10 protein-coding genes are annotated in these 13,580 nt (G+C 60.8%); 6 read left to right on the top strand and 4 right to left on the bottom strand.

Annotated features, from left to right (window positions below; translation table 11 throughout):
* Window positions 1–131: 131 nt before the first annotated feature.
* Entirely contained in the window at window positions 132–2,732 is a 2,601-nt protein-coding gene (locus ACSEXS_RS05405; RefSeq protein WP_438432143.1) for an FAD-dependent oxidoreductase, read from the bottom strand.
* Window positions 2,733–3,029, bottom strand: a complete 297-nt coding sequence (locus tag ACSEXS_RS05400; RefSeq protein WP_438432142.1) for an ArsR/SmtB family transcription factor — start codon at window positions 3,027–3,029, stop codon at window positions 2,733–2,735.
* A gap of 179 nt (window positions 3,030–3,208) precedes the next feature.
* On the opposite strand from ACSEXS_RS05400, the gene ACSEXS_RS05395 reads away from it, so the two are divergent.
* The 4 genes from ACSEXS_RS05395 to ACSEXS_RS05380 all read left to right on the top strand — a co-directional run bounded on the left by ACSEXS_RS05395 (window position 3,209) and on the right by ACSEXS_RS05380 (window position 7,741).
* Complete coding sequence (locus tag ACSEXS_RS05395; protein ID WP_438432141.1) at window positions 3,209–4,039, top strand: MerR family transcriptional regulator; 831 nt, start codon at window positions 3,209–3,211, stop codon at window positions 4,037–4,039.
* 280 nt (window positions 4,040–4,319) lie between these two features.
* Window positions 4,320–5,321: an MraY family glycosyltransferase gene (locus ACSEXS_RS05390; protein WP_438432140.1), complete on the top strand. Its 1,002-nt coding sequence runs from the start codon at window positions 4,320–4,322 to the stop codon at window positions 5,319–5,321.
* A 3-nt stretch (window positions 5,322–5,324) separates the two neighbouring features.
* Window positions 5,325–6,485, top strand: a complete 1,161-nt coding sequence (locus ACSEXS_RS05385) for a glycosyltransferase family 4 protein (RefSeq protein WP_438432139.1) — start codon at window positions 5,325–5,327, stop codon at window positions 6,483–6,485.
* A complete protein-coding gene (locus ACSEXS_RS05380) occupies window positions 6,482–7,741 on the top strand; it encodes a protoporphyrinogen/coproporphyrinogen oxidase (protein ID WP_438432138.1) in 1,260 nt (419 codons plus the stop codon). Before ACSEXS_RS05385 ends, ACSEXS_RS05380 begins: the two co-directional genes overlap by 4 nt.
* Before the next feature lie 177 nt (window positions 7,742–7,918).
* On the opposite strand, the gene pyk is transcribed toward ACSEXS_RS05380, so the two are convergent.
* Window positions 7,919–9,349 carry a pyruvate kinase gene (gene pyk, locus ACSEXS_RS05375; protein ID WP_438432137.1) on the bottom strand — a complete coding sequence of 477 codons (1,431 nt, stop codon included), beginning with the start codon at window positions 9,347–9,349 and terminating at the stop codon, window positions 7,919–7,921.
* A 139-nt stretch (window positions 9,350–9,488) separates the two neighbouring features.
* On the opposite strand from pyk, the gene ACSEXS_RS05370 reads away from it, so the two are divergent.
* Both ACSEXS_RS05370 and ACSEXS_RS05365 read left to right on the top strand, forming a co-directional pair.
* Window positions 9,489–10,385, top strand: a complete 897-nt coding sequence (locus tag ACSEXS_RS05370; protein WP_438432136.1) for a LysR substrate-binding domain-containing protein — start codon at window positions 9,489–9,491, stop codon at window positions 10,383–10,385.
* A gap of 208 nt (window positions 10,386–10,593) precedes the next feature.
* Window positions 10,594–11,565, top strand: a complete 972-nt coding sequence (locus ACSEXS_RS05365; RefSeq protein ID WP_438432135.1) for an ArsR/SmtB family transcription factor — start codon at window positions 10,594–10,596, stop codon at window positions 11,563–11,565.
* Between the two features lie 291 nt (window positions 11,566–11,856).
* Here ACSEXS_RS05365 and arfA read toward each other — a convergent pair whose 3' ends face one another.
* A complete protein-coding gene (gene arfA / locus ACSEXS_RS05360; RefSeq protein WP_438432134.1) occupies window positions 11,857–13,374 on the bottom strand; it encodes an arabinosylfuranosidase ArfA in 1,518 nt (505 codons plus the stop codon).
* Between the last annotated feature and the right edge of the window lie 206 nt (window positions 13,375–13,580).

Genomic DNA, 13,580 nt, shown 5'->3' with positions numbered 1-13,580 from the left:
TCGTCGTCCCCTTATCGAGCCTTCGTTCAAAGCTGTGATATACGATTCCCCGGGAATCCGTCCACTTCTTTTCGGTTGACGGACTTCCATCCCCATTTTACCACATTCTTCCGCATCGGAAAGAGTCCGGTTTAGACGAACAAATTCACCGACGAGCGGTCCGCCTTGCCGAGGTAATAGCCGACTCCGGCTACCGTTACCCCGTCGATCAGCTCCTCCATGGCAATCCCCATCACGTCCATCGACATCTGGCAGGCGACAAGCTCGACGCCTTGGCGGACGGCGGTCGCCATCAGCTCCTCCAGCGAGGCGACGTTCCGGCTCTTCATTACGCCGCGGATCATCTTCGGTCCCATGCCAAGCATGTTCATGCGGGACAAGCCCAGCTTCCGGCTGCCGCGCGGCATCATCCGGCCGAACATCCGGCCGACGAAGGACTTGCGGACGGCGACCGCCTCCGGCTTACGGAGGATGTTGAGGCCCCAGAAGGTGAAGAACAGCGTCACCTTCTTACCGCTCGCCGCAGCTCCGTTCGCGATAATAAAGGAAGCGATCGCTTTGTCCAGATCGCCGCTGAAGACGACCAGGGTGCTGCCGTCGGCCGAAACGGCCGGTACAGTGGAGGCCGAGTCCGCGCAGGCGGGGGACGATCCCTCGGCAAAGGCAGGCGCGCTCGCGCGCTTCCGCAGGACAGCCTCAATCACGCCGTCGTCGTTCTTGCTCACTTGAATCAGCTCCTGCCGGGCCATATCCGCCCAAGCTCCCACATCCTTCAGGAAACCCGGGTCCGTCGCCGTGACCCGCAGCACTTGACCATCCTGCAGCCGGTCCATCCCCCGTTTCAGCTGCACGAGCGGTCCCGGGCAGCAGAGCCCGCAAGCGTCCAGCTCGGCGTCTGGCTGCGGCCGACTCGGGCCGTCCGACTCTCCGGTCCGATCCGAGGACGGACGGTTCGAGGCCGGCATAGGCTGCGGGTCGCGGACCGCCGCGGTTTCCCGCACGCCGCTCGCGATCGTCTGCGACGCAGCCGCAGCGGCAACCGCAGTTGCTTCGCGCTCGGCCGGCTCCGGCTTGCTCAGCTTCGGCCGATACTGGGCCATGGCGTAATACTTGTAGCCGCCCGTAAGGTTGCGGACGCGGAAGCCCCGCTGCTCCAGGATGCGGGCGGCGGTGTAGCCGCGCAGCCCGACCTGGCAGTAAACCCAGATTTCCTTGGCCGGGTCCAGCTCGCCCAAGCGGTCGCGCAGCTCATCCACCGGCACGTTAAGCGAACCCGGGATGCATCCGTTGGCATGCTCCAGTGCGGAGCGGACGTCGATGAGCAGCGAAGCCCCGGTGTCGCGTCCGTCCAGCTCGCGCGGCAGGAAGACCGATGTCCGGCCGCTGCGAATGTTCTCCGCCGTGTAGCCCGCCATGTTGACGGGGTCCTTGGCGGAGGAGAACGGCGGCGCATACGCCAACTCCAGCTCGGTGAGGTCTTCGACCGTGCCGCGGAAATGCAGGACCGTCGCGATATCGTCGATCCGCTTATCCACCCCTTTGCGGCCGACCGCCTGAGCTCCAAGCACCCGGCCGTCCGGAGCGAAGAGCAGCTTCAGCGTCAGCGGGAAGGCGCCGGGATAATAAGACGCATGCGAATTCGGGTGAACGACGCTGACGCGGTACGGAAGACCGAGCCGATTCAGCGTCTTCTCGTTCAAGCCCGTGGAAGCGCCGGTCAGCGAGAAGACCTTGAGGATCGAAGTCCCGAGAGCGCCGCGGTAAGCCGTGTCCAGGCCGCATACGTTGTCGGCGGCGATCCGTCCCTGCTTGTTGGCCGGACCGGCGAGCGGGATGGCCGTCTTGGTTCCGCTGACGTAATCGACGATTTCGACCGCATCTCCCACCGCGTAGACCTCATCCAGGTTGGTCTTGAGCCGGTCGTCGACCAGGATATGGCCGCGGGGACCCAGAACGAGGCCGCTGTCCTTCAGGAAATCCGTGTCCGGCTTGACGCCGATGGCGAGCAGAACCAGGTCCGTGTTCAGCGCCTCTCCCGTTTCCAGCAGGACGTCGGTCCGGCCGGCCGGCGTATCCCGAAAACCGGTTACCTTCTGCTCCAGCAGCACCCGCACGCCGTGCTCCTCCAGCTCCTCGGTCAGCGCTCCGGCCATCTCCGGATCGAAGGGGGCGAGAATTTGCGGGCCGCCTTCCACAAGCGTAACCTCGAGGCCAAGCTCGCGCAGGTTCTCGGCCATCTCTACGCCGATGAAACCGCCTCCGATCACCACGGCCGACCGGGTGGCTTCCTCCCGGACCTTTTGCTTGATCCGGTCGGTGTCCGGAATGTTGCGCAGGGCATAGATGCGCGGCGAATCGATTCCGGGCATCGGCGGACGGAGCGGCTTCGCGCCAGGCGACAAGATGAGGGCATCATAGCTCTCCGTGTATTCTCCCCGCTCCCGGCTGCGGACGGTGACCGTCTTGGATTCCGGGTGAATCGCCGTCACTTCGCTCTCGATGCGCACATCGAGGCCGAAGCGCTGGCGCATCGCTTCCGGAGTCTGCACGAGCAGCTTGGAGCGGTCCTTGATCGAATCGCCGATATAATAAGGCAGACCGCAATTGGCAAACGAGATATACGAATCCCGTTCGAACAAAACGATCTCCGCATGTTCATCCAGACGGCGCAAACGTGCGGCGGCGGAAGCTCCTCCCGCCACTCCCCCGACAATCAGCACTTTTTTACTCATTTAGAAGCCCTCCTCTTCCGGCAGCAACAGGGCGACCACTTGCTTCACCCGTTCGTCGGCAATGGTGTAGTTAATTTCGAGACCGTTTCGCTCCGCCTGGACGATCCCGGCGGTCCGCAGCTTTTGCAGATGCTGGGAGACCGTGGATTGAGGCAAGTTCAAGCATTCTTGCATATAGGTTACGTTGCATTGGTCTTTTTGCAGCAGCCCCCGCACGATGCACAGCCGGACCGGATGACCCAAGGCTTTCAGCAGCTCGGCGGTGGAAAAGTACGCTTTGAAGGAATTCTCGTTCATGGCGGACCTCTTTTCCTTACATCAATATATCGTAATATTACGATATAACGTTATAAAAAGCAATAGAGTGTTTTCCGCCTTATTGCCGGGATTTTCTTGACACTTCCCCTACGTAAGAGTGTAGAGTAAGGCCAGATGAACGTGATAATGAGCAAATTTTCCTTGGAAAGGTGAGTGCGATGAAGATCAAGCAGGTATGCGAGTTGACCGGCTTAACCGAACGGACCGTCCGTTTTTATGTGGAGGAAAGCTTGCTGTCTCCGCAGACCACCCGAAAAAACGGCCGCGAATATCGGGAATACTCGGAAACCGATGTCTCCGAACTGAAGACGATCGCCGAGCTGCGCAGGCTGTTCTTCTCCATCGAAGACATCAAGCGAATGAAGGCGTCTCCCGGCCGGATCGGCGAGGTAGTCAAGGAATACCGCAGCCGGATTCAGGCCGATGCGGAAGCCAAGGCCGCCATCGTCGAACGGCTGGACACGGTTAACGTGGAGCAACTGAGCGGCATGGGGGAGCTCGCCCGCCGGCTGAACGACCTCTCCGCCGACCTCCCGCTCCCCCGCCAGGATGTACAACCGGCCTTCGGGCGATTCGACGGCATTTCCGAGCAGGAACGGGAAGCCGAATATCAGCGCTACCTGGAACGGCAGGCTAAGGAGTTCCGCATGGGCCGCATCATCGTGATCGTTATCGCCGGGATAAACATGCTGTTCGCCATCCTGTCGTTGATCGGAAATCACAATGTGTTCACATTCGTTATTCAAATGGCCCTGTCCATCGCCTTGTTCGCCGGGGTTGTCTGGGTGCGGTATCTGTTCGTCTTCGGTCTGTTCATGGGCATTCTTCAGGGAATCTCGCTTCTGGCCTCCGCTTCCACCGCCCAGGGAGTTCCGGGCTGGGTATACGGGGTCATTCTGTTTCAGCTCGTCTTTTCCGGCGCGGCCGGTTGGCTCCTCTTGCGAAGCTCGGCCGTCAGCGAATTTCTCTATGCCCAGAAGAACGGATGAAGCCCTCCGCCCCTACCCCTTTCGCCTAACTATCATGACTTTTTCATCGCTACAAATAAAGAAATCGCACAGAGCCTCAACCCAACCCTCGCTCGCCATGCCCGAACGGCCCCGCCTCTCTTTCCCGGAGAGATGGGGCCGTTTGCTTTTGGAGTATTTATGGCAGTCGCGAACCTGCAAAATCTGGTTAACACTACCATATTTTTCAAACTCATGCTATCATTCTATATATCGAACGATTGTTCTATATGAAGAAAGATATAGGAGGCGTCTCGATATCATGCTATTCTTCGCTCTTTCGTTTCCGCTCGCCCTTCTGTTGACCCCGCTGATGGTGGTCCTGGCGAACAAGACCGGCTTCGTCGACCGCCCCATCCCTCCGCTCAAACGGCATAAAGCGCCCGTCCCCTACCTGGGAGGCATCGCTTTGGTATTCGCGGTCGCTCTTCCCCTCGCAATCCTGAGCGGCCAGCTCTCGTTGTCGCGCGAATGGCTGGGGCTCGGGCTCGGCGGGCTGCTGATTGCTTCCGGCGGATTGCTCGACGACCGGAGAACGCTCCCGGTCAGCGCCAAGCTTGCGGTCCAGCTCGCCGCCTGCGCCTGCGCCTGGAGCTTCGGTCTGCGGGCGCAAGTGTTCGGAGCCCCCCTGCCCGATGCGGCGTTGACCGTCCTCTGGATCGTAGGCGTCTGCAACGCCTGGAACCTGATCGATATCATGGACGGACTGGCAACGGGGGTCTGCGCCGGTACGGCGCCTTTTCTGGCTCTACTCCTGCTGGCGAAAGGCGACGCGGCTTACGGAGCGCTGCTTCTCGGACTGACCGGAGCCTGTCTCGGCTTCCTTCCCTATAACGTGCAGCCCGCCCGGATCTACCTCGGGGATGCGGGCAGCCAGTGGATCGGGTACCTGACCGCGTGCTCCGCGCTCAAGTGGACGATGGACGAGCCGGCCGGACTTCCGCTCGCCATCCCGGTTCTCGTCCTGGGCGTCCCCCTCTTCGAGACCGTGTTCGTCTCGTGGCTGCGCCTGAAGAAGGGCCATTCTCCCTTTCGGGGCAGCCCCGACCATTATGCCCTCCGGCTGCGCAGGCTCGGCATACCCATACCCGCCATCGTCGGCCAGTCCATCGCCGTTACGGTTGCCCTGGGAGGGACCGGCGTCTTTCTGGCCTTTCACCGGCAGGCGGCGGGGCTCATTCTCGCCGTCTCGCTGCTTGCCGCACTCCTGGCCGGTCGTCGACTCGGCCGCATCGATATGGCTTCTCTGCCGCAAGGAGGATGACTCGTGCGAATTCTTCTGCTCGTCCCTTATGCAAAATATTATGTCCATTTCCAGCATGATCTGCTTCAAGCTCTGCTCGACCAAGGCCATGAGGTGATTGCGGCCGCGCCTGATTTTCCCTTGGGGCAAGCGCAGCTTCCCGGCGGGGTCCACAGCCGGACGATCCCGCTGCGCAATACCGGCTTAAACCCGTTCGAGGACCTCCGCAGCCTGGTCGCGCTGACCGCCCTCTTGCGCGAGGCGAAGCCCGACCGTCTGCTCTGCTATTCCCTGAAGCCGAACCTGTACGGGTCCTTGGCCGCCCGGCGCGCCGGCGTTCGCCGGGTGCACCTGTTCGTGACCGGCCTCGGCTATCTGTTCGCGGAGCGGACCTGGAAGACCGCGCTGCTCCTGCCCTTCGTCAAGCGGCTCTATGCCCGAGCCATCGACGGCTGTGAGCGAATCTATTTCGAGAACGGCGACGATGCCGCCGAGCTGGCCCGCCTCCGGTCCTCCATCCGGGAAAAAGCGGTCCGTGTGCCCGGAACGGGCGTGAACCTGGCCCGCTTTCAGCCTGCGGAACGCAAAGGAAACGACGGCAAGCCGATCGTCTTCCTGCTCGTCGCCCGGATGCTGAAGCACAAGGGCGTCCGCGAATTCGCCGCAGCGGCGCGCCTGCTGAAGCCGCGCTATCCCCAGGCGGTCTTCCGCCTGGTGGGCCCGTTCGACTGCAATCCGTCGGCCATCGACCCGCAGGAGATCGAAGCCTGGGTGCGGGACGGCATCCTCGAGTACGCCGGAGAAGCGGCGGATGTACGGCCGCATCTGGCCAACGCCTCCGTCTTCGTGCTGCCGAGCTATTACCGCGAGGGCACGCCGAAGGCCATCCTGGAGGCGATGGCGTGCGGGCTGCCGGTGATCACGACAGACACGCCGGGCTGCCGGGACACGGTCGTTCCCGGCGAGAATGGCTTCGTCGTCGCGCCGCGCAGCGTTTCCGGGCTCGTCCGAGCCATGCGGCGGTTCCTCGCCGAGCCGGAGCTGGCCGCCCGGATGGGAATGGCCAGCCGCCGGATCGCCGCGGAGGTGTACGACGTGGACCGGGTGAATGGGATCATCCTGACGGCGCTCGGGCTGCCGGCCGGAACGGAGCGTCCAAAGGCGGAACAGGCGGCAGCCCGATGAGCCTGTATGTGCTCGGCGCAGGGGTGACCGGACTCGCCTTCGCGAGAAGCTGCGGCGGTCAAGCCGTCATCCTCGAAGCGGGACCGGCAGCGGGCGGCAAAGCCCGCTCCTACACCGTGGAGACGGCAGCGGGACGGTTTGGCTTCGATACGGGCGGCCACTGGTTCCACCGACAGAACGCGCCCGAGGTTCTCGCTCTGCTTGAAGGGCTGCCGCTCGTCCGGCATGAGCGAAGGGCCTATGTTCTGCTGAACGGGAAGCGGATCGGCTACCCGCTGCAGCAGACCTACGAGGAGCTGTCCGACCGGAAGCTCGTTCAGCGCATCCGCCGGGAGCTGAATTCGGCGGTTGCAACCGGCGGAGAGGCCCGCCAGTATGAAGAGCTGCTGCTTCGCACCTTCGGGCCGACCCTCTACAGGCTATTCTTCGGCGATTACAACCGCAAGATGTACGGCGTACGGAACTTGCGGGAGATCGCCGTCGGGTCGAGTGGCTATGAGGCGCTGCGCAATGTGAAGCCCGCCGGAGGCCAAGGCTATAACCGGGAATTCTGGTATCCGGCAAGCGGCGGCGCCGAGGCCATCGCCCGGCATCTGGCGCGCGGACTCGATATCCGCCTGAACTCGCCGGTCCGCTCCATCCGGCTTCGGAACCGGACGCTCGCCTGCGGCGATTCGGAGCTTTCCTGGCGGACGCTCGTCAGCACCCTCCCCCTGCCGCTGCTCGTCGGCCTGATCGAGGACGCCGATCCGGCGATGAAGCGGCTGGCCCGTTCCCTTAAGGCCAGCCGCGGCTTCATCCTGAACCTGGGCGTGCGCCGAAACGAGCGGCACGACGGGGTGGACTGGCTGTACGCCGCCGACCCCAAGCTGTCCTTTTACCGGCTCGGCTTCTACAGCAACGTCAATTCGCAGCTCGCTCCCGAAGGCTTCAGCTCGATGTATGTGGAATGTTCGCCGCTGCGATTTTCCGGCCGCAACGAGGCCTTGGCCCTCCTTCCCACGGTTCTCGACGAGCTGAGGACGCTTGGATTCATCCGGGATGCCGATGATGTCGCCGTGATCCATCCCGTCTACCTGGAGCACAATTACTGCCTGCCACAGCCGGAGGCGGTTGCCGTCCTGCGGGCTTATCTGCGGGAGCGGGGCATCCACAGCATCGGACGCTACGGCAGCTGGCATTGGTCCAGCCAGCATGAAGACATGCGGCAGGCGATGAAGCTGGCGGAGGAGCTGCGCCGGGCGGCCCGCAGATGATCGGCGGGCGGAGCCGCCGCATCTCGTGTGATGGAACCGCCGTGCCTCGTGCAATGGAACCGCCGCACCTCGTGTAGTGGAGCTAGGAGCCATAAAAAAGCGCCGCTCCCCTTTCCGAGAAGGTTCACAAGAACCTGCTCCGAATGCGGGAACGGCGCTTTCGGCAACCGATGAAAGCTACAGCGAATCTCCTACCCGGTGGATGCGGAGCAGGTTCGTGGTACCCGATGCCCCGGCAGGCACGCCCGCAGTGATGACAACCAGATCGCCGTCCTGGACGTAGCCTCCGGCCTTGGCCAGCTCCACCGCGGACACCACTGCGGCATCGCTGTCCGCAACGTCCGTGCTGCGCAACAGCGGGATGACGCCCCAACTCATCGTCAGCCCATGAAGCACGGAAGGCTTGGACGATACGGCGATTACCGGAGCCTGAGGTCTATGCTTGGCGATCATCCGGGCGGTAAAGCCGCTTTCCGTCAGGGCCAGAATGGCTTTGGCATTCAGTTCCATTGCCGCTTGCGCGACCGCCTGGCCGATGGCTCCGGTCACGTCCTGCGTTTTACGGGCGGCCTGCAGAACCAGCCAGCTATAGCTGTCCAGAACGGATTCGGCCTTCCCTGCGATGCGGGCCATGGTTTCCACCGACTCCAACGGATACTTGCCTGCGGCGGTTTCTCCGGACAGCATGACCGCATCGGTCCCGTCAAATACGGCATTGGCCACATCTCCGGCTTCCGCGCGTGTGGGACGGGGGTTCTGCTGCATGGACTCCAGCATGTGGGTGGCAGTAATGACCGGTTTGCCTGCCAGATTGCAGCGGCGGATCATGTCTTTTTGCACCAGCGGCACATCCTCTACCGGCAAGTCCACGCCCAAATCGCCGCGGGCCACCATGATGCCGCTCGCCACGGAGAGGATAGCGTCCAGATTCTCAACGCCTTCGTCGTTTTCGATTTTGGCTATTACCTGGATATGTCCTGCGCCGAGTTCATCCAGAATATGCCGGATCTCCAGAATGTCCTCCGCCTTGCGGACGAAGGAATGGGCGATCATATCGACCTGCTGCTCCACGCCGAAACGGATGTGGCGAATGTCCTTCTCGGTTACACCGGGCAGGCTGGTCTTCACCCCGGGAACGTTGACGCCCTTGCGGGGCTTCAAGCGGCCGCCGTTGCGGATTCGGCAGACCACCTCCGTCCCTTCGGCCTGTTCGACCTCAAGGCGAACGAGGCCGTCGTCGATCAGGATGATGCTGCCGGGCTTCACGTCCTGGGGAAGCTGCTTGTAGGTAACGTGAATGCGGTCCTTGGTCCCCAGCACCTCTTCCGTGGTTAAGGTGACGGTTTCACCCGCTTCAAGCTCCACGAAAGCGTCCTCCATTTTGCCGATGCGGATCTCGGGACCCTTGGTGTCGATGAGCACGGCCACATATTGGTTCTCCGCGGCGGCAGCCTCCCGGATGGCGCGAATACGGGCGCTATGCTCCTCGGGCTCCCCGTGGGCAAAGTTCAGCCGAGCTACGTTCATCCCGGCTCGAATCAGCTTGCGAAGCATTTCCGGGCTTTCACTGGATGGGCCGATGGTACAAACGATTTTGGTTTTGCGCATGGGTTCCACTCCTTGTCCATTTTCCTCTTGGAATTTGTGAAATATTTCTCTTGATACTAGAATAACGGAAAGGTTATCATAAGAAAAATATATATTTTTTCGTTTTTCATCAATTTTGATGAGGAATGGAGTCCTGCTAATGAATCTGCATGCGCTGAGGATCTTTTATACGGTTGCCGAAAAAGGCGGGGTGACCCGCGCTGCGACCGAGCTTCATATCAGCCAGCCGGCCGTTACGGCTCAAATCCGCAACCTGGAGAAAGAGCTGGGGTTTCAACTGCTGGCGCCAAAGGGGCGCGGCATTCTGTTGACCGATAGCGGAAGCATGGTGGCGGGCTATGCCAAACGGCTGTTTGCGCTGGAGCGGGAGATTGAGTCGGGCATCCGGGAGTACAAGGCCGGCTTCAGCGGTGTGCTGCGCATTGTGGCTACCTATCTTCCCGCTAACCTGCTCCTTCCCGAGTGGCTGGCCCGTTACAAGCAAGAGCATCCCGAGGTGGAGGTGGTGCTGACCACCGTCAATTCCCGCGAGGCCGTGGAGCAGCTTCTCCACTATGACGCGGAGGTGGCCGTTTACGGCGGAGGATGGGAAGAGCAGCCGGGCATTGAGTGGGAGCAGCTGCTGGAGGATGAGCTGTGGTTTATTGTGCCGAATCGTCATCCCTATGCCGGCAAGGAAATTTCCTTATCCGAAATGATGAAGGTGCCGTTCATTCTCCGCGAGGAAGGCAGCTCCACCCGAGAGCGGCTGTTCTCTCTGTGCCGCGCCTTGAATGTGAATCCTCCTAAGATCGGCTTGCAATTCAACGGGGTCAGCGAGGCGGTGCGTGCCGTGATCGCGGGCTACGGGGCCAACTTTATATCGTCTCTGGCCGTAAAGGATTACGTCGAGCGGGGCGAAGTGTCGCGGGTATTCGTCAGCGGGCTTACCCTGATGAATCCGATCGCCGTGTGCACGCGCAAGCAGGAACCGCTGTCTCCGGTGGCCGAGGCCTTCATCGGAATGATTCGCAGCGAAGTCAAAAAGCAATACTGAGATGACCTGCAATCACCTCTCATGTCCGGAGAGACGGGACGCAGCGGCAGCTGGCATGGGTCCAGCCGTCATGAAGACATGCTGCAGCCGATGAAGCCGGCGGAGGAGATGCGCCGGATGGCCCGCAGATGATCGGCGGACGGATATTTGCCAAAACATTAATAAAGATATAGAATATGTATAAAATTATTAATCATGCGGAGGAACCATGAATCTCGACATCTCCGAGAAATCTTTGCCTTTTTACGAAGCGCTGGCCAGTCAGGTTCGGCTCAAGATCATTCGGCTCTTGTCCAAGCGGCCGATGAATATCCGCGAGCTGGCCGAAGCGGTCGGCCTCAGCAGCGCCATCATGACGATGCACATCAAGAAGCTGGAAAAAGCGGGGATCATTCGCACCGAGATGCTGCCAGGCAAAGGCGGAGTGCAGAAGCTCTGCACGCTTCAGGTCGAGCAGGCGGAGATCCTCTTTCCCGCCAAGCAGGAGAACATCCGCGCCTTCCACGAGGTCGATATCTCGGTCGGCCATTATACCGATATTGCCGTCGAACCGACCTGCGGCTTGGCGACGGCGGAACGGTTTATCGGCGAGGTGGACGATCCCCGCTATTTTCTCGATGCGGAGCGGTTTCACGCCAAGATTCTCTGGTTCAGCGAGGGGTTCGTTGAATACAAAATTCCCAATTTCCTGCTGTCTACCCAGAACCCCGAGGAGCTGGTCTTCTCGATGGAGATCGCCTCGGAAGCGCCGCTTACCAATAATTTTTGGCCTTCGGATATCACCTTCTACTTGAATTCGGTCAAGCTCGGCACCTGGACGAGTCCCGGAGACTTCGGCGACCGGCGCGGCAAATACAGTCCCTCCTGGTGGCCGAACGTCGTCAACCAATACGGGCTGCTCAAGCACCTCATCGTGAGCAACGACGGCACCTTCATGGACGGTAACCGGATGTCGGACGTGACGCTGGAACAGGTCAACGTGCGCGACCGTCAATGGACGCTGCGGATTGCGGTCGAGAAGGAATCCGAGCATATCGGCGGGGTGACCCTGTTTGGCAAGGGCTTCGGCAACTACAATCAGGACATCGTCTTCCGCCTTTATTACAACAAGCCGCAAGCCGCAGAGCCAGAAGACGAGGCTGAGTCGGCAGCGCAGCCGGAGGAGAACGCGACGAAGTAACGCAGTCAGCCCGCGGGCCCTGCGCCCGCGGCCTGCATTCTCGGTTGCACTCCGGTCTGCACTCCCGCCCTGCACAGGCGCAAACGGCTATATGCGGGATTGGGAGCCTCAAGATAGGCTTTTCCTTCCCGTATCCCGGCTCCCCTCATGCAAAAAGACCTTGATCCATCGCGGGATCAAGGTCTTTTGCTATTATCCGGACGTTCTCCGACATGGGCAGGACCGCTTACGACGGTATGCTTCCTGCGGACCCGGCTTCAACGCGCCCCGGCTTGGTTCTCGATGCGGCCCTTACTTCCCTTCCGCTTTGGTGAGACGGATGACGTTCCACGACGCCTTAGGCAGACGTGTTTCCAGAATGCCGTTGTCCAGCCGCGATGAGCGGCATTCCTTTGGCGCCACTTCTTCCCGCTCCGCTGTGTTGACCGCCTTCATGTCGTCGTGCGTCAGCACGATGTGCTGCTCCAGCCGGTAGCCTTCGAAGCTGCGCACATCGCAGTCCAGCGGAAGTTCGTCATTCAGACTGCGGTTGACGGCAAAGATCGTCAGCGTCTCCTCCTCTTCGTTGAACACCACGGCGCTGTCCAGGTCAGGTACGTCGGTGAAGTCCTTCGTGTCGTGCTTAGTGGAGGTCACGACCGGCTTGAGCGAGACTCCGCGGCCATAAAGAGACGTATGCAGGTACGGGTAATAGATCGTCTGCTTCCATACCCGGCCGCCGTTCTCGGTCATGATCGGGGCGATGACGTTGACAAGCTGAGCGAGGCAGGCCATCTTCACCCGGTCGGCATGGCGCAGGAAGGTGAGCAGCATGCTGCCGACCAGGAGCGCGTCCTCAAAGGTATAGACGTCCTCCAGCTGGGGCGGCGCTTCCGTCCACGGTTCGAGCCGGGAGTCCGCCCCGTTGGAATGATACCAGACGTTCCATTCGTCGAAGCTGAGCAGCATGGTCTTCTTGCTGCGCTTCTTGGCTTTGATGTAATCGCAGACCGAGACCACGGTATGAATAAAATGATCCATATCCAGCGACTGCGCAAGGAAATTCGCCGTGTCGTTGTCACGGTTGCCGTAATATTGGTGGAGCGACACAAAATCGGCCGCTTCATAGGTATGATCGAGGGTATCCGCTTCCCACTGGGGAAAGGTCGGCATTCCCGTACTCGAGCTGCCGCAGGAGACGAGTTCGATTCCCGGGTCGACCTGACGCATCGCCTTGGCCGTCTCGAGCGCCAGCCGTCCGTATTCATGAGCCGTTTTGTGGCCGATCTGCCACGGGCCGTCCATCTCGTTGCCGAGGCACCAGGTCTTGATCCGGTGCGGTTCCGCCACCCCGTGCTTGCGCCGCAGGTCGCTCCAATAGGTGCCGCCGGGATGGTTGCAGTATTCGATCAAGTTGCGGGCGTCGTCGATGCCGCGCGTCCCCAGGTTGACGGCCATCATGACGTCGGAGCCGGCTTCTTTGGCCCAGCGTACGAATTCATTGGTTCCAATCTCATTGCTCTCGACGGTGCGCCAGGCCAGCTCCAGCCGCCTAGGGCGCTCGGCGACAGGGCCGACTCCGTCTTCCCAGTTGTAACCGGATACGAAATTGCCGCCCGGATAGCGGATGATCGGCACACGAAGCTCGCGGACCAGTTCCATCACGTCGCGGCGGAATCCTAATGCGTCCGCGGCCGGATGTCCCGGCTCATAGATGCCTCCGTATACGGCTCGTCCCAGATGCTCGACAAACGATCCATAAATCCGTTTATCCACCTCTGCAATGCGGAAGGCTTTGTCAACGATCATACGGGCTTTCAGGTTGGACATGGATGCTCTCTCCTTCTCAAAGGCTCATACTTTCAGGCTTCTCGGGTTTTCATTAACAATATTATTAATTAATAAATGATGATATTACCCTCCAAACGCATTTTAATTCGAACCGCTTTCATTGTCAACCGAAAGCCAAAATCTTGAACACCGAGATCCAGAAGTGTTTCATCACCAGAACTAGATCGCTTCGAGGAAACCTGGGG

The organism is Gorillibacterium terrae, from assembly GCF_051594785.1.
Lineage (GTDB): Bacteria > Bacillota > Bacilli > Paenibacillales > NBRC-103111 > Gorillibacterium.
Note: the sequence above shows the minus strand (reverse complement) of the source record. Positions and strands in the feature narration are given on the sequence as shown.

What these genes read in the sequence shown, in the direction of transcription:
- ACSEXS_RS05405 (WP_438432143.1), bottom strand. Translation starts at nt 2,732, where the DNA reads ATGAGTAAAAAAGTGCTGATTGTCGGGGGAGTGGCGGGAGGAGCTTCC.
- ACSEXS_RS05400 (WP_438432142.1), bottom strand. Translation starts at nt 3,029, where the DNA reads ATGAACGAGAATTCCTTCAAAGCGTACTTTTCCACCGCCGAGCTGCTG.
- ACSEXS_RS05395 (WP_438432141.1), top strand. Translation starts at nt 3,209, where the DNA reads ATGAAGATCAAGCAGGTATGCGAGTTGACCGGCTTAACCGAACGGACC.
- ACSEXS_RS05390 (WP_438432140.1), top strand. Translation starts at nt 4,320, where the DNA reads ATGCTATTCTTCGCTCTTTCGTTTCCGCTCGCCCTTCTGTTGACCCCG.
- ACSEXS_RS05380 (WP_438432138.1), top strand. Translation starts at nt 6,482, where the DNA reads ATGAGCCTGTATGTGCTCGGCGCAGGGGTGACCGGACTCGCCTTCGCG.
- pyk (WP_438432137.1), bottom strand. Translation starts at nt 9,349, where the DNA reads ATGCGCAAAACCAAAATCGTTTGTACCATCGGCCCATCCAGTGAAAGC.
- ACSEXS_RS05370 (WP_438432136.1), top strand. Translation starts at nt 9,489, where the DNA reads ATGAATCTGCATGCGCTGAGGATCTTTTATACGGTTGCCGAAAAAGGC.
- ACSEXS_RS05365 (WP_438432135.1), top strand. Translation starts at nt 10,594, where the DNA reads ATGAATCTCGACATCTCCGAGAAATCTTTGCCTTTTTACGAAGCGCTG.
- arfA (WP_438432134.1), bottom strand. Translation starts at nt 13,374, where the DNA reads ATGTCCAACCTGAAAGCCCGTATGATCGTTGACAAAGCCTTCCGCATT.